General features: G+C 72.0%; 14 protein-coding genes. 3 read left to right on the forward strand and 11 right to left on the reverse strand.

Annotated elements, in window-relative coordinates; genetic code table 11:
• Nucleotides 1-2: 2 nt before the first annotated feature.
• The 5 genes from AB0C28_RS46890 to AB0C28_RS46910 all read right to left on the reverse strand — a co-directional run bounded on the left by AB0C28_RS46890 (nucleotide 3) and on the right by AB0C28_RS46910 (nucleotide 5026).
• Nucleotides 3-326, reverse strand: coding sequence for a non-heme iron oxygenase ferredoxin subunit (locus tag AB0C28_RS46890; protein WP_357854321.1), 324 nt, complete (start codon nucleotides 324-326; stop codon nucleotides 3-5).
• Nucleotides 323-1588: a Fe-S cluster assembly protein SufD gene (gene sufD / locus AB0C28_RS46895; RefSeq protein ID WP_358082614.1), complete on the reverse strand. Its 1266-nt coding sequence runs from the start codon at nucleotides 1586-1588 to the stop codon at nucleotides 323-325. Before sufD ends, AB0C28_RS46890 begins: the two co-directional genes overlap by 4 nt.
• Nucleotides 1588-3000 carry a Fe-S cluster assembly protein SufB gene (gene sufB / locus AB0C28_RS46900; RefSeq protein WP_357854327.1) on the reverse strand — a complete coding sequence of 471 codons (1413 nt, stop codon included), beginning with the start codon at nucleotides 2998-3000 and terminating at the stop codon, nucleotides 1588-1590. The genes sufD and sufB overlap by 1 nt, the downstream gene beginning before the upstream one ends.
• Nucleotides 2997-3695: a metalloregulator ArsR/SmtB family transcription factor gene (locus AB0C28_RS46905; RefSeq protein WP_346111573.1), complete on the reverse strand. Its 699-nt coding sequence runs from the start codon at nucleotides 3693-3695 to the stop codon at nucleotides 2997-2999. The genes sufB and AB0C28_RS46905 overlap by 4 nt, the downstream gene beginning before the upstream one ends.
• 92 nt (nucleotides 3696-3787) lie before the next feature.
• Nucleotides 3788-5026, reverse strand: a complete 1239-nt coding sequence (locus tag AB0C28_RS46910; RefSeq protein WP_357854330.1) for a multidrug effflux MFS transporter — start codon at nucleotides 5024-5026, stop codon at nucleotides 3788-3790.
• Nucleotides 5027-5213: 187 nt separating this feature from the next.
• Here AB0C28_RS46910 and AB0C28_RS46915 point away from each other — a divergent pair, with 187 nt between their 5' ends.
• Together AB0C28_RS46915 and AB0C28_RS46920 are read left to right on the forward strand one after the other, a co-directional pair.
• On the forward strand, nucleotides 5214-6122 hold the full coding sequence (locus AB0C28_RS46915; protein ID WP_357854333.1) for an ABC transporter ATP-binding protein: 909 nt from the start codon (nucleotides 5214-5216) through the stop codon (nucleotides 6120-6122).
• A complete protein-coding gene (locus AB0C28_RS46920; protein ID WP_357854336.1) occupies nucleotides 6119-6886 on the forward strand; it encodes an ABC transporter permease in 768 nt (255 codons plus the stop codon). Before AB0C28_RS46915 ends, AB0C28_RS46920 begins: the two co-directional genes overlap by 4 nt.
• A gap of 25 nt (nucleotides 6887-6911) precedes the next feature.
• Here the strand turns inward: AB0C28_RS46920 and AB0C28_RS46925 are convergent, their stop codons facing one another.
• A complete protein-coding gene (locus AB0C28_RS46925) occupies nucleotides 6912-8114 on the reverse strand; it encodes an MFS transporter (protein WP_358082617.1) in 1203 nt (400 codons plus the stop codon).
• 126 nt (nucleotides 8115-8240) lie between these two features.
• On the opposite strand from AB0C28_RS46925, the gene AB0C28_RS46930 reads away from it, so the two are divergent.
• Complete coding sequence (locus AB0C28_RS46930; RefSeq protein WP_358082620.1) at nucleotides 8241-9161, forward strand: EamA family transporter; 921 nt, start codon at nucleotides 8241-8243, stop codon at nucleotides 9159-9161.
• A 488-nt stretch (nucleotides 9162-9649) separates the two neighbouring features.
• Here AB0C28_RS46930 and AB0C28_RS46935 read toward each other — a convergent pair whose 3' ends face one another.
• The 5 genes from AB0C28_RS46935 to AB0C28_RS46955 are packed head-to-tail and all read right to left on the reverse strand — an operon-like array spanning nucleotide 9650 to nucleotide 14241.
• On the reverse strand, nucleotides 9650-10318 hold the full coding sequence (locus AB0C28_RS46935) for a GntR family transcriptional regulator (RefSeq protein WP_346111527.1): 669 nt from the start codon (nucleotides 10316-10318) through the stop codon (nucleotides 9650-9652).
• A gap of 36 nt (nucleotides 10319-10354) precedes the next feature.
• On the reverse strand, nucleotides 10355-11308 hold the full coding sequence (locus AB0C28_RS46940) for an ornithine cyclodeaminase family protein (protein ID WP_358082623.1): 954 nt from the start codon (nucleotides 11306-11308) through the stop codon (nucleotides 10355-10357).
• Nucleotides 11305-12339 carry a proline racemase family protein gene (locus AB0C28_RS46945; protein WP_357854348.1) on the reverse strand — a complete coding sequence of 345 codons (1035 nt, stop codon included), beginning with the start codon at nucleotides 12337-12339 and terminating at the stop codon, nucleotides 11305-11307. Before AB0C28_RS46945 ends, AB0C28_RS46940 begins: the two co-directional genes overlap by 4 nt.
• 10 nt (nucleotides 12340-12349) lie before the next feature.
• Nucleotides 12350-13351 (reverse strand): proline racemase family protein, encoded by a 1002-nt coding sequence (locus AB0C28_RS46950; RefSeq protein ID WP_358082626.1) that lies wholly within the window; start codon nucleotides 13349-13351, stop codon nucleotides 12350-12352.
• Nucleotides 13348-14241: a dihydrodipicolinate synthase family protein gene (locus AB0C28_RS46955; protein ID WP_357854354.1), complete on the reverse strand. Its 894-nt coding sequence runs from the start codon at nucleotides 14239-14241 to the stop codon at nucleotides 13348-13350. Before AB0C28_RS46955 ends, AB0C28_RS46950 begins: the two co-directional genes overlap by 4 nt.
• Nucleotides 14242-14265: the final 24 nt, after the last annotated feature.

Consider the following 14265-nt stretch of genomic DNA (forward strand, 5'->3'; position numbering starts at 1 on the left):
GCTTAGGACTCCTTCGAGAGCGAGACGAGCACGTCATCGCCGTCGATCTTGACTGTGTAGACGGTCACGGGCTGGGTCGCGGGCGGCCCTGTGGGCTTGCCGGTGTGGATGTCGAAGCACGAGCCGTGCAGCCAGCACTCCAGGGTGCCGTCGTAGACCTCTCCCTCGCTGAGCTTGACCTCGGCGTGGGAGCAGACGTCGTGCAGGGCGAAGACCTCTTCGCCCTTGCGGACCAGCGCCACCGGCGTCTCGTCCGCGCCGACCTCGACGCCGAGGACGCCCCCTTCGGGGATGTCCTCGACCTTGCACACCTTCTCGAAGCTCATCGAACGGGCTCCGCGGCGGACTCGGCCGCGTTGTTCGATACAGCGGCGGACTCGGCCGCGTTGTTCGATACAGCGGCGGACTCGGCCGCGTTGTTCGATACAGCGGCGGACTCGGCCGCATGGGATACGGCGGCGGACTCGGAGGTGCTGAGCTCGGCCTCCAGGGCGTTCAGGACGCGCTCGCGGATCTCGGCGATCTCGATCTTCTCGATGAGCTGGCCGAGGAAGCCCCGCACGACCAGGCGGCGGGCCTCGTCATAGGGGATGCCGCGGGCCTGGAGGTAGAAGATGTGCTCGTCGTCGAGCCGGCCGGAGGCGGAGGCGTGCCCCGCTCCTGCGACCTCGCCGGTGAGGATCTCCAGGTTGGGCACCGAGTCGGCGCGGGCGCCGTCGGTGAGGATGAGGTTGCGGTTGAGCTCGTAGGTGTCGGTGCCCTCGGCCTCGACCCTGATGATCACGTCGCCGATCCAGACGGCGTGCGCCCGGTCGCCCTGGAGGGCGCCGCGGTAGTCGACGTTGCTCTTGCAGTTGGGCTGCGAGTGGTCGACCAGGAGGCGGTGCTCCAGGTGCTGGCCCGCGTCGACGAAGTAGACGCCGGACATGTCGGCGTCGCCGCCGGGGGCGCTGTAGGTGACGCTGGGCGACAGGCGGACGAGGTCGCCGCCGAAGGTCACCACGAAGCTGCGGAACGTCGCGTCCTTGGCCAGCTGGGCGTGGTGGGAGGAGACGTGGACGGCGTCGTCGTCCCAGTCCTGCAGGCTGACGACCTTGAGGCTGGCGCCGTCGCCGACGACGAACTCGATGTTGTCGGCGTAGACGGCGCTGCCCTTGTGGTCGAGCACGAGCACGGCCTCGGCCATCGGCTCGACCCTGACCACGATGTGGCCGTAGGCGGCGCCGTCGCCGGAGCCGGTCAGCGTGAGCACGGTGGGCTTGGACGTGACGGCCTCGCGCGGCACCGTGATCACGGTGGCCTTCTCGAAGCTGTTCCAGGCCTGGGCGCTCACCCGGTCGCCCGGCATGAACGACTTGCCCACGCGGGCGTCGTCGCGGCCGACCGTCTCCACGGTGACCTCGGGCGCGGCCTCGACGTCGACCCTGACGTGACCGGCGGCCTCGGCCTTGCCGTTGTGCAGGCCCTTCAGGCGGGCGAGCGGCGTGAAGCGCCACGCCTCCTCGCGCCCGGTCGGGACGTCGAAGTCGGCCAGGTCGTAGGACGCCTTCTCGTGCAGGGTCGACAGGGGCTTCTCGTTCAGGCCCATCAGCCGACGGCTCCTTCCATCTGCAGCTCGATCAGCCGGTTGAGCTCAAGCGCGTATTCCATGGGCAGCTCGCGCGCGATCGGCTCGACGAAGCCGCGCACGATCATCGCCATCGCCTCGTCCTCGCCGAGACCGCGGCTCATGAGGTAGAAGAGCTGGTCCTCGCTGACCTTGGAGACCGTGGCCTCGTGGCCCATCGAGACGTCGTCCTCGCGGACGTCGACGTAGGGGTAGGTGTCGGAGCGGCTGATCTGGTCGACCAGCAGCGCGTCGCACTTGACGGTGCTGGCGCTGCCGTGGGCGCCCTCCTCGATCTGCACGAGACCGCGGTAGGAGGTGCGGCCGCCGCCGCGCGCCACCGACTTGGAGATGACGGTGGAGCTGGTGTTGGGCGCCAGGTGCACCATCTTGGAGCCGGCGTCCTGGTGCTGGCCCTCGCCGGCGAACGCGACGCTCAGCGTCTCGCCCTTGGCGTGCTCGCCCATGAGGTAGACGGCCGGGTACTTCATCGTGACCTTGGAGCCGATGTTGCCGTCGATCCACTCCATGGTCGCGCCCTCGTAGGCGACGGCGCGCTTGGTGACCAGGTTGTAGACGTTGTTGGACCAGTTCTGGATGGTCGTGTAACGGCAGCGGGCGTTCTTCTTCACGATGATCTCGACGACCGCGCTGTGCAGCGAGTCGGAGGAGTAGATCGGCGCGGTGCAGCCCTCGACGTAATGGACGTAGCTGTTCTCGTCGACGATGATCAGAGTCCGCTCGAACTGGCCCATGTTCTCGGTGTTGATCCGGAAGTAGGCCTGCAGCGGGATCTCGACCTCGACGTTCGGCGGCACGTAGATGAACGAGCCACCGGACCACACGGAGGTGTTGAGCGCGGCGAACTTGTTGTCGCCCACCGGGATCACCGAGCCGAAGTACTCCTTGAAGAGCTCCTCGTGCTCCTTCAGGCCCGTGTCGGTGTCGACGAAGATGACGCCCTTCTCCTCAAGGTCCTCACGGATCTTGTGGTAGACGACCTCGGACTCGTACTGGGCGGCGACGCCGGCGATGAGGCGCTGCTTCTCCGCCTCGGGGATGCCGAGCTTGTCGTAGGTGTTCTTGATGTCGGCGGGCAGCTCGTCCCAGGAAGCGGCCTGCTTCTCAGTGGAGCGCACGAAGTACTTGATGTTGTCGAAGTCGATGCCGGTGAGGTCGGAGCCCCAGGTCGGCAGCGGCTTCCTGTCGAACAGGCGGAGCCCCTTCAGGCGAAGGTCGAGCATCCATTCCGGCTCGTTCTTGAGTCCGGAGATGTTGCGGACGACCTCCTCGGACAGGCCTCGCTTGGCCGCCGCGCCCGCGGCATCCGGGTCGGCCCAGCCGAACTTGTAATTCCCGAGGCCTTCCAGCTCCGGGCGGTCGGTGACAGTCACCTTCCGGTCTCCTTGCTCTTGTCTCTATGTGCGGAATCGCTCAACGACTGCGGCGACACGTGCGTCGTGCACACCCCGTCGCCGTGGGCGATCGTGGCCAGGCGCTGCACCGGCGTGCCGAGCAGCTGCGCGAACGCCTCCGTCTCGGCCTCACACAGCTGCGGGAACTCCGCGGCCGCGTGCGCCACCGGGCAGTGGTGCTGGCAGAGCTGGTCGCCACCCGACTTGGCCTTGCTGGCCGAGGCGGCATACCCCTCCGCCGACAGCGCCTGCGCCAGCACCTGCACGCGCTGATCCGCCGGCACCGCCCGCATGACCGGCTCCAGCCGCTCCAGCAGGCTCGACACCTGCTCGCGGGCGAAGTCGGCCACGGCTTGCTCTCCCATGCGCTCGGCCAGGAAACGCAGCGCGCTCCCGGCCAGGTCGTCATAGGCGTGCTCGAAAGCACTCCGCCCCGCGTCGGTGATCGCGAACAGCTTGGCGGGCCGTCCGCGCCCGCGTTGCCCGCGGGGGCGTACCGTACGAGGCTCGATCATCCCGTCGGCCAGCAGCGCGTCGAGGTGACGCCGGACGGCGGCGGGCGTGAGCCCGAGCCGCTCGCCGAGAGCCGCGGCCGCGACGGGACCATGCTCAAGAATCAGCCTGGCGACACGGGCACGGGTACCGCGCTCGTTGCCTGGCTCCATCGTGGGCATGTTTTTCACAACATCAGTGTGCCGTAATTCCTTCCCGCTTTCCAAACGGATCCGAGCAGGGGCGGGAATGGAATTTGTCACGCAGGGTAGCCTTACCTAACCTTCGCCTGGCTCAGGAACGTGAACGAGAGCACCGAGCACAGGATGAGTCCGAGCATGACACACGCCATGGGCACGGCGGTGCCGGATCCGGCGAGTCCGACCAGCGGGGCCGCGGCGGCGCCCAGCGCGAACTGCAGCACCCCCGTCAGGGCCGAGGCGCTGCCCGCGACGTGCGCCGGCTGCGAGCCCAGTGCCAGCGCGCCGGTGCCGGGCAGGGTCAGGCCCTGGCCGAGCATGATGACGAACAGCCCGGCCACGATGCCCCACAGGCCGAGGCCCGCCAGCGCGGCGGCCATCAGCAGGGCCGCGCCGGTCAGGCCGATGCCGAGCCCGACGCGGACCAGCAGGACGGGCGGCACCCGTCCGGACAGGCGGCCGCCGAGCTGGGCGGTGCCGGTCAGGGCCAGGGCGTTGAGGCCGAAGATGAGCGAGTACTGCTGGGGCGTGGCGCCGTACACCTCCTGGAGCACGAACGGCGAGCCCGAGATGTAGCCGAACATGGCCCCGAACGCCAGCCCGCCGGTGAGGGCGTAGCCCATGAACGTGCGGTCGCGCAGCAGTTGCCAGAACGTGCGCGCGGTGTGCTTGAGCCCGCCGCTCTCCCGCGCGGCCGGGGGCAGCGTCTCGCGTACGCCCGACAGCACGGCCAGCAGCAGCACGATCCCCGCGACGCTGAGCGCGACGAAGACGCCCCGCCACGAGGTGAACGCCAGCAGCTGCGCCCCGGCGATCGGGGCCAGAATCGGCGCCAGGCCGCTGACGAGCATCAGCGTGGCGAAGATGCGGGCGATGGCGGCCCCGTCGTACAGGTCGCGCACGACGGCCCGCACGATGACCAGCGCGGCGCCGCCCAGCATGCCCTGCAGCAGGCGGAAGGCGATGAGCATCGGCACCGAGGGCGCGAACGCGCACAGCAGCGAGGCGACCATGAACCCGGCCACGCCCACCATGAGCGGCACCCGCCGCCCGCGCACGTCGCTGAGCGGGCCGGCGATGATCTGCCCCACGGAGACGCCGATGAGGCACGCGGTGAGCGTCAGCTGCACCTGCGCCGGCGCGCTGAGCATCTCGGAGGTGATGGCCGGCAGGGCGGGGAGGTACATGTCGATGGAGAGCGGCCCGATCGCCGACAGCGCTCCGAGGATCAGCAGCAGAAGGCCGCGGCGGCGCTTGTGCTCCTGCTGGACGACGGCGGACATGACTGCGGGCGTGGCTTCTGCCACGGACATGCGTGAACCCCTTTTCCCTCGCGGACCTGTGGCCCCCGAGGGCCGAGGGATCCAACCACGTTCCGGTCCTCCTAATTCCCGGTTATCAGATATTTCCGGAGAAGCCGCGCCCGGCGGGAGAGCCCCGCCCATGCGGTCATGCTCACCTGAGGCCGGGACCGTCCGGTGGAGTCCCTAAACTCGTGACATGGACTCCCCAGCCGTCGAGATCGTCGACCTGGTCAAACGCTACGGCGGCAACACCGCCGTCGACGGCCTCACGCTGCGGGCCGAGCGCGGAGCGGTCACCGCGGTGCTCGGCCCCAACGGCGCGGGCAAGACGTCCACGGTGGAGATCTGCGAGGGCTTCCGCGCGGCCGACGCGGGCACGGTCAAGGTGCTCGGCCTGTCCCCTGCCCGGCCCGAGCTGCGCGCGCGGGTGGGCGTCATGCTGCAGGCGGGCGGCGTGCCCCCGGCGATGCGCTGCGGCGAGTGGCTGCGGCTGGTCTCCCGCTTCTACGCCGGCCCGCTCGACCCCGGCGCGCTGCTGGCCCGGCTGGGCCTCACCGACCACGCCCGCACCCCCTACCGGCGGCTGTCCGGCGGGCAGCAGCAGCGGCTCTCGCTGGCCGCGGCCGTCGTCGGCCGGCCCGAGCTGGTCTTCCTCGACGAGCCGACGGCGGGCCTCGACCCGCAGGCCAGGCACGCCTGCTGGGAGCTGGTGGCCGAGCTGCGCCAGGCGGGCGTGTCGGTGGTGCTGACCACGCACCACATGGACGAGGCCGAGCGCCTGGCCGACCACGTGGTGATCATCGACAAGGGCCGCGTGGTGGCCGAGGGCAGCCCCGCCTCGCTGACCGGGGCCGAGCGCCAGCTCCGGTTCAGGGCCAGGCCGGGGCTGGGCCTGGAAGAGCTGCTCAACGCGCTCCCCGCGGGCAGCGCGGCCAAGGAGTCGCCCTCCGGTCACTACATCATCGAGGGCCAGGTGGGGCCCGAGCTGCTGGCCACGGTGACGGCCTGGTGCGCGGCCGAGGGCGTCACCGCCGACGACCTGCGCATCGAGCGGCGCACCCTCGAAGACGTCTTCCTCGAACTGACCGGCAGGGAGCTGCGATGACCACGCTCGATCTCACCCCCGCGCCCGGCGCGGCGCCGTTCGGGCGCATGGTGCTGGCGCAGGCGGGCGCGGAGATCCGCGCGATGCTGCGCAACGGCGAGCAGCTCCTGCTGACCCTGGTCATCCCCGTGCTGCTGCTGACCGGCTTCTCGCTGGCGCCGCTGATCGACGTCGGCGGCGGGCGGCGGGTCGACTTCCTGGTCCCCGGCGTGCTGGCGCTGGCGGTCATGTCCACCGCCTTCACCGGGCAGGCCATCGCGACCGGGTTCGAGCGCCGCTACGGCGTGCTCAAGCGGCTGGGCGCCACTCCGCTGTCCAGGAGCGGGCTCATGCTGGCCAAGACGGCGGCGGTCGCCGGCGTGGAGGTGGTTCAGGCGGTGGTCATCGTGGCCGTCGGGCTGGCGCTGGGCTGGCGGCCGCAGGGCTCGTTCCTGGGTGCGGCGCTGCTCGTCGTGCTCGGCACCGCGGCCTTCAGCGGGCTGGGGCTGCTCATGGCGGGCACCCTGCGTGCCGAGGCCACGCTGGCCGGCGCCAACCTGGTCTACCTGGTGCTGCTGGGGGCGGGCGGGGTGATGTTCCCGCTGACGAAGTTCCCCGAAGGCCTGCGGCCGTTCCTGGAGGCGCTGCCCATCTCCGCGCTGACCGGCGGGCTGCGTGCCGTGCTCTCCCAGGGCGCGGCGCTGCCGCCGGCCTCGGTGGCCGTGCTGGCCGGGTGGGCGGTGCTGTCCCTGGCGCTGGTCTCCCGTACCTTCCGCTGGGAGTAGCGCGTGGGAGTGGCGCAGGCGGCGGTTACTCCGGCTGGGGATCCGGGCGGGCGGCGCGCAGGGCGCCGTAGCGGCGGCGGCTGAGCGCGGCCACGGCGGTCAGCGGCACCGCCGCGACCGCGGCCAGGCCGAACAGCAGCCCGTAGCGCCCGTCCTCGGCCAGCGGCCCGGCCGCCCACGAGGCGACCGCGCTGCCCACGAAGAGCGAACAGGCGAAGAACGCGATGGTCGTCCCCCTGGCCTCGGGCACGACCGAGGTGGCCCAGGTCTGCAGCGAGGAGTGCAGGAACGACCAGCCGCCGCCGAGCAGCAGCGCGGTGACGGCCACGGACGGCACGCTGACGTTCACCGTGACGATCGCGAACCCGACGCAGAGCTGCGCGCCGCCCACGAGCATCAGCAGCGGTACGGGCCAGCGCCCCGACAGGTGCTTGACCAGCTTGGCGAAGACCCACAGGCCCAGCCCGTACGCGGTGATGGCCAGGCCTGCCACGGCGGCGGCCAGCCCGGTGTGCTGCAGCGCGGGGGCCAGGAAGGGCATGGCGCCGAGCATGATCGCCCCTTCGGTGAAGGCGAGCGCGAACACCAGCAGCGCCCACCGCTGCCGCAGCACCGCCCCCAGGTAACCGCCGACGCCCCTGCCGTCGCCCTCGTGGCGGGGCGGCTCGGGCAGCACGCGCAGCGCGACCGCGCAGATCAGCGCGAAGACGGCGGGCACGGTGAAGGCCACCCGCCAGTCCACCAGACCCGCGACGACCCCGCCGAGCCCCGTGGCCAGGGCGGTGCCGAGCGCGGCCGCGGCCATGAGGTCGGTGAGCGCGCGCTGGCGCACCTCGGCACGCACGGTGTCGCCCACGTACGTCAGGCTCGTCGGGATCACCGCGCCGAAGCAGGCGCCGGTCACGACCCTGGCCAGCACGAGCGTCCCCAGGACGGGCATCAGCGCCGAGACCGCGCCCGCCACCGCGGCGCCGAACAGCGCCCAGCGCATGACCCGCACCCGCCCGAGCCGGTCCGACAGCAGCCCCCACAGCGGCTGGGTCAGCCCGTACGCGAGGTAGTAGCCGCTGGCGGCGGCCACCGCGGCCGACAGGGAGACGCCGAGATCGTCGGCGATGAGCACGAGCATGGGGCTCACCGCGAAGCGGTCGAAGCTGCTGATGAACGAGGCCACCGACAAGGGCAGCGGCGGGCGGACGAGACTGACGGGAGGAGCGGGGGTCGTCATGTGCTCCGCGGTTCGTTGGCCTGGAAGAATGACCCGATCAACAGTAGTACAGCCACAAAACGGGAATGTCGCCGGGCCCGAGTAAGCTCTGACGGTTGTCCCCCTCGCATCCGCCAGAGGAGTCCTGTGACCGCCTTCGCCCTCGACGACCCGTACGACCGCGGCTCCGGCCTGCCCAGGCCGGGCAGCCTGCTGCGCAGCGCGGCCGACTCCATCCCGCCCTCGGGGCTGGTGGTGCTGGCGATCTTCTCCGTGCAGCTGGGCGCCGGGTTCGCCAAGGAGCTGTTCGCGGCGCTGCCGCCGAGCGCGGTGGTGTTCCTGCGCATCACGGCGGGGGCGCTCATCATGGGGGCGTTCGCGAGGCCGAGGCTGAAGGGGCTGTCGTGGCGTGACTGGGCGGTGGGGCTCGGCTTCGGCCTGACCCTCGCTCTGATGAACCTGTCCTTCTACGAGGCCCTGTCGCGGCTGCCCATGGGGATCGCGGTGGCCATCGAGTTCCTCGGGCCGCTGGGCGTGGCGGTCGCGGCGTCGCGGCGGCGGGTCGACCTGGTGTGGGTCAGCCTGGCGGCGGCCGGGGTCGCGCTGCTGGCGCCGTGGGGCGAGTCGGCCACGGTGCAGTGGGCCGGCATCGGGTTCGCCATGCTGGCCGCCCTGGGCTGGGCCGCCTACATCCTGCTGTCGGCCGCCGCCGGGCGGCGCTTCCCCGGCACGAGCGGGCTCTCGTTCGCGATGATCGTCTCGGCCGTGGTGATCGCCCCGGTCGGGGCCACGACCGGCGGGGCCGAGCTGCTGCGGCCCGAGCTGCTGCTGATCGGGCTCGGCGTGGGGCTGCTGTCGTCGGTGATCCCCTACTCGCTGGAGCTGCAGGCGCTGCGGCGGATGCCCAAGCACGTGTTCGGCATCCTGATGAGCCTCGAACCGGCCGTGGCGGCGCTGATCGGGGTGCTGCTGCTGAGCGAGCTGCTGCACGCGCAGCAGTGGGCGGCGATCATCTGCATCGTGGCCGCCAGCCTCGGCTCGACGCGGGCGGCCCGGCGCGCGAAGTAGCCGTCGGCGCGGGAAGCGGCCGGTACGGGCAGCGGCCGGCGCGGGAAGGGAAGCGACCGGAAGCGGCCGGTGTGGGATGTCGCCGCCGGAGGCGGCCGGCCGCCGCGCGCCCGTTGGATGGGGTCCCGGGCGCGCGGCGGAGGGCTCGGCCTCGGTGGGCGGGGTGTGCCGAGCCCGCGAAGGTCAGCGGAGTGCGGGTGTCCGCTTGACCAGGCAGGTGCCACCGTCGGAGCGGCACGGTGGCCGGTCCGGCGGGGACGAGATGGCGAGACCGACGGCGATCGCACTGAGGCGTTTGCCCGGTCGGCCCGCAAATGAGATTACCGCCAACGGGGAGCGTCTGATCCCCGAATGTCGGAACTCACCGGGTTAGCACTCGGCCCGGTTGCCGAACGCGGGCGCTCAGTGCTCGGCTCACCTGCCGGACCCGGGCCGTCAGCGCCCGGCCCGGCTGCCGGGCTCACCAGGTCAGCACTCGGGCTCGGTGGTCAGTGTTCGGCCCAGATGCCCCTGACATGGCCGATGTGCTCGGCCATGAGGGTGCCGACGGCCTCGCTGTCGCCGCGGCTGAGCGCGTCGAGCAGTTCGAGGTGCTCTCTGGCCGAGCCGCCCAGCGTGCCGCGTTCCGACAGCTGTGACAGGCCGTAGAGCCTGGCCCTGTTGCGCAGGTCGCGTACCACCGACACCAGGTGCGCGTTGCCGCACAGCGACAGCAGCTCGACGTGGAAGCGCAGGTCGGCGTCCACGTACGCGAGCAGGTCACCGCGCTCGCTGGCCGAGACGATCTCCTCGGCGATGGGCCGCAGCCGCTCGAACTCCTCCGCCCGCGAGCTGTCGGCCAGCCTGGCCACCGTGGGCACCTCGATGAGCTGGCGGATCTCGGTGAGCTCGTCGAGGTCGCGGTCGGACAGCTCGGTGACCCGGAAGCCCTTGTTGCGCACCGCCTCGACCAGGCCCTCCTTGGCCAGGTCGAGCATGGCCTCACGGACGGGCGTCGCCGAGACGCCGAACTGGGCGGCCAGCACCGGCGCCGAGTAGACGACCCCCGGCCGCATCTCCCCCGTGATCAGCGCCGCCCGCAGCGCGTGCGCGACCTGCTCACGCAGGCTCTGCCGCTCCCCCACCATCGGCAGGTCGAGCCGGTCCTCGGCAGCCATCCGCCCATCCTCTCTCTGTTCACGCTTCGAAAGCGTCTACGTCCACGCCTCGTAAGCGGCAGCCGCGACCACGAGGTCCTCCCACGCCATGCCCGTGCTCTTGAACACGCGCGGCCCCGGGCCGGTGATCACCTGCCCGGCGATCAGCTCGGCGAGGTTTCCGGCAAGATGGCGGGAGGAGATCGTACCCCGGCGCATCGGGATGATGACGTCTCCGGCCTCCTCCAGGGCGGCCGCCCTGGCCTCGACGACCACGGTGGCCCGCGCGACGAGGTCGCCGTCGAGCTCGCGGGCGTCGGGCTCGTGCGAGCCGACCGCGACGACGGTGGCGCCGTCGCGGGTGAGCTTACCGGGGAACAGCGGTTCCCTGGCGGTGGTGCAGCAGGCGACGAGATCCGCCTCCGCCAGCGCCCGCGCCACCTGCCCGTCCGGCCCGTCGCCTTCGTCGGTGAGGGCGCGGGCGGTCAGGCCCAGGGCGCGGCAGCGGGTGGCCAGCGTCTCCGCGCGTCCCGCGTCGCGCCCGACCACGGTGACGTCCTCGACCGGCCGCACCTCCCGCAGCGCCAGCACGTGCCCGTACGCCTGCGGCCCGCTGCCGAACACCACCAGCCGCCGCGCCCCCGGCTCCGCCAGGTGCCGGACGGCCAGGGCGGAGACGGCGGGCGTGCGCAGCGAGGTGAGCGCGATCCCGTCCATGGCCGCCAGGGGCGCCAGGGTCTCACCGTCGAACAGCAGGTACGTCCCCTGGATCCGGGGCAGCCCGCGCTCCGGGTTCGCGGGGGCGATGCTGACCGCCTTGACGCCGGCGTACCGGCGGGTGGCGGCGGGCATGAGCAGCAGTTGCCCGGCCGGCACGTCAACGACCGGCCGCTGCGGCGTGGCCTCGGGGTCGAGGCCGGCGCGCAGCGCCTCCTCCAGGACCGTGACGGCCCGCCCCATCGGCACCAGCCGCTCCAGGGTGGCCGCGTCCAGGTACGGGAGCCCGCTCATCGCAGCGTGAACCCGGTGGGGAACGGGTCGGCGGGGTCGAGCTCGAAGGTGTGCCGCCCGGTCCGGTACGCCATGCCGTCGATCTCCACGACCACTCCCCGATCGGTCTCCTCCGCCACGCGCGCGGTGAAGACGCTGCCCACGACGCTCAGATGGAGGAGTTCGCCTGTTCTGCCCTCGTCGTGCAGCAGCGCCATCCTGGCCGCGGTCCCCGAGCCGCAGGGCGACCGGTCCACCTCGCCGTCGGCGAACACGGTGACGTTCCGCTGCCGTATGACCCCGCCGCCACCGGGGCCGCCACCGCCACCGTTGCTGGGAGGCTCGCCGGAGAGGTCGCCGGGCGGCTCGTCAGGCAGCGTGTCGGGCAACTCGTCGTGGAAGATCACCCCGTACACGCCGGACAGCCGCTCGTCCGGATGCCTGGCGGCCGGATGATCGGAGAGCTCCGCCTTGATCCGGCGGGCGTGGCCGATGAGGGCGTCCACGTGGCGGGGCTCGACCGACAGCCCGACGGCCGAGGCGGGCAGCGAGGCGTAGATGGCGCCGCCGTACGCGACGTCCACGGTCGTCCCGGCCACGGGCACGTCGCGGGCGATGACGTACGAGGGCACGTTGACGAAGGTCACGGACGTGACCCGGCCGCCCGACGTACGCACCCGGGCCTTGACCCGGCCCGACGGCACGTCGACGACCACCTCGGTCACGCCGTCGGGGTCGGCCTCGACCAGGCCCTCCTGCACGGCGTACGCGCCGAGCGCGATCGTCCCGTGCCCGCAGGCGGTGGAGAAGCCGTCCTTGTGCCAGAACAACGCGCCGAACCTGGCTCCCGGATCGTCAGGCGGGACCAGGAAGCAGCCGTACATGTCGGCGTGCCCGCGCGGCTCGTGACACAGCAGCCGCCGCACGTCGTCGAGCTCGGCCATCGCCGTGCTCCGGCGCGCGAGCACGTCGGAGCCGGCGATCTCGGGCACCCCGCCGGTCACGATCCTGAACGGCTCACCGGCCGTGTGGTAGTCGACCGTAGTGATCAAGACCGGCCCCTCACAGCTCGAACCCGGCGGGGAACGGGTCGCGCGGGTCGAGGAAGTACTGGGCGGTGCCGGTGATCCAGGCCCGCCCGGTGATCGACGGCAGGACGGCGGGCTGCCCGCCCACCTCGGTCTCCTCCAGCAGCCGGCCGATGAACCGGGTGCCGATGAACGACTCGTTGACGAAGTCGCGGCCGAGCGGCAGTTCGCCGCGGGCGTGCAACTGCGCCATGCGGGCGCTGGTGCCGGTGCCGCAGGGCGAGCGGTCGAACCAGCCGGGGTGGATGGCCATGGCGTGCCGCGAGTGATGCGCGTCGGAGCCGGGGGCGGTGAAGTAGACGTGGTGGCAGCCGCGGATGCGGTCGTCCTCGCGGTGGACGGGCTCGTCGGCGGCGTTGATCGCCTCCATGGTGGCCAGGCCGGCCGCGATGATCTCGTTCTTGGCCTTGCGGTCGAACGGCAGGCCGTAGCGGTCCAGGTCGACGACGGCGTAGAAGTTGCCGCCGTACGCGAGGTCGTACGGGATCTCCCCGAACCCCGGCACGCTCACCGAGGCGTCCAGCCGGTCGCAGTAGGAGGGCACGTTGCGCAGCGTCACGGACATGGCCATGCCGTCCTCGACCTCAACGTCCACCTCGACGAGCCCGGCGGGCACCTCCAGGCGCACGGTCGTGACCGGCTCGACGACCTCCACCATGCCGGTCTCCACCAGCACGGTCGCCACGCCGATGGTGCCGTGGCCGCACATCGGCAGCAGCCCCGACACCTCGATGAACAGCACGCCGTAGTCCACGTCCGGCCTGGTCGGCGGCTGCAGGATGGCGCCGCTCATGGCCGAGTGGCCGCGCGGCTCGGTCATCAGCAGGGTGCGGATGTGATCGAGGTGGTCGCCGAAGTACACGCGCCGCTCGGCCATGCTCCCGCCGGGGATCACGCCGATGCCGCCGGTGATGACGCGGGTCGGCATGCCCTCGGTGTGGGAGTCGACGGCGTGGAAAACGCGCTTGGTCCTCATCGCAGCCCTTCTGCCAGTGCCTTCTCGGTCGCCGCCCGCACGATAGCCTCCTGCTCGCCGGTCAGCGGCTGCCGGGGCTGCCTGCAGGGGCCGCCGTGCCGGCCGGCGACGTCCATCGACAGCTTGATGGCCTGGACGAACTCGGTCTTGGAGTCCCAGCGCAGCAGCGGGTGCAGGGCCCGGTAGAGCGGCAGCGCCGTCTCCAGGTCGCCGGCGACGGCGGCGCGGTAGAGGGCGTCGCTGGAGGCGGGCAGCGCGTTGGGGTAGCCGGCGATCCAGCCCACCGCCCCGGCCAGGGCCAGTTCGAGCAGCACGTCGTCGGAGCCGATCAGCAGGTCGAGCCCGGGGGCCAGCTCGGCGATCTCGTACGCGCGGCGTACGTCCCCGGTGAACTCCTTGACCGCCACGATCAGCCCCTCCTCGTGCAGCCTGGCCAGCAGCGCCGGGGTGAGGTCCACCTTGGTGTCATGGGGGTTGTTGTAGGCCACGACCGGCACACCCGCCTTGGCGACCTCCCGGTAGTGCTCGACGACCGAGCGCTCGTCGGCGCGGTAGGCGTTCGGGGGCAGCAGCAGCACCGAGCCGCACCCGGCCTCGCCCGCCTGCTCGGCCCAGCGGCGCGACTCGGCGGCGCCGTACGCGCCCGCCCCGGCCATCACGGCGGGCCCGCCGACGGCTTCGACGGCGGTCTCGATCACCTTGGCGCGCTCCTGCGGGGTGAGCGTCTGGTACTCGCCGAGCGACCCGTTCGGCACGACACCGTCACAGCCGTTGGCGACCAGCCAGCGGCAGTGCTCGGCGTAGGCGTCGTAGTCGACCGACAGGTCCTCACGCAGGGGCAGCGCGGTGGCCACCATGACGCCGTGCCAGGGCTTGCTGCGGTTGTCCATCGGGAAGTCCTCCATGTCGCGGGG

The organism is Nonomuraea sp. NPDC048892 (genome assembly GCF_040649735.1).
GTDB classification, from domain to species: domain Bacteria; phylum Actinomycetota; class Actinomycetes; order Streptosporangiales; family Streptosporangiaceae; genus Nonomuraea; species Nonomuraea maheshkhaliensis.

Excerpts from the sequence above, each read along its gene's own strand:
- AB0C28_RS46905 (WP_346111573.1), bottom strand. The coding sequence starts at position 3,695 with ATGCCCACGATGGAGCCAGGCAACGAGCGCGGTACCCGTGCCCGTGTC.
- sufD (WP_358082614.1), bottom strand. The coding sequence starts at position 1,588 with ATGGGCCTGAACGAGAAGCCCCTGTCGACCCTGCACGAGAAGGCGTCC.
- AB0C28_RS46920 (WP_357854336.1), top strand. The coding sequence starts at position 6,119 with ATGACCACGCTCGATCTCACCCCCGCGCCCGGCGCGGCGCCGTTCGGG.
- AB0C28_RS46915 (WP_357854333.1), top strand. The coding sequence starts at position 5,214 with ATGGACTCCCCAGCCGTCGAGATCGTCGACCTGGTCAAACGCTACGGC.
- AB0C28_RS46950 (WP_358082626.1), bottom strand. The coding sequence starts at position 13,351 with ATGAGGACCAAGCGCGTTTTCCACGCCGTCGACTCCCACACCGAGGGC.
- AB0C28_RS46890 (WP_357854321.1), bottom strand. The coding sequence starts at position 326 with ATGAGCTTCGAGAAGGTGTGCAAGGTCGAGGACATCCCCGAAGGGGGC.
- AB0C28_RS46910 (WP_357854330.1), bottom strand. The coding sequence starts at position 5,026 with ATGTCCGTGGCAGAAGCCACGCCCGCAGTCATGTCCGCCGTCGTCCAG.
- AB0C28_RS46940 (WP_358082623.1), bottom strand. The coding sequence starts at position 11,308 with ATGAGCGGGCTCCCGTACCTGGACGCGGCCACCCTGGAGCGGCTGGTG.
- AB0C28_RS46925 (WP_358082617.1), bottom strand. The coding sequence starts at position 8,114 with ATGACGACCCCCGCTCCTCCCGTCAGTCTCGTCCGCCCGCCGCTGCCC.
- AB0C28_RS46955 (WP_357854354.1), bottom strand. The coding sequence starts at position 14,241 with ATGGACAACCGCAGCAAGCCCTGGCACGGCGTCATGGTGGCCACCGCG.
- AB0C28_RS46935 (WP_346111527.1), bottom strand. The coding sequence starts at position 10,318 with ATGGCTGCCGAGGACCGGCTCGACCTGCCGATGGTGGGGGAGCGGCAG.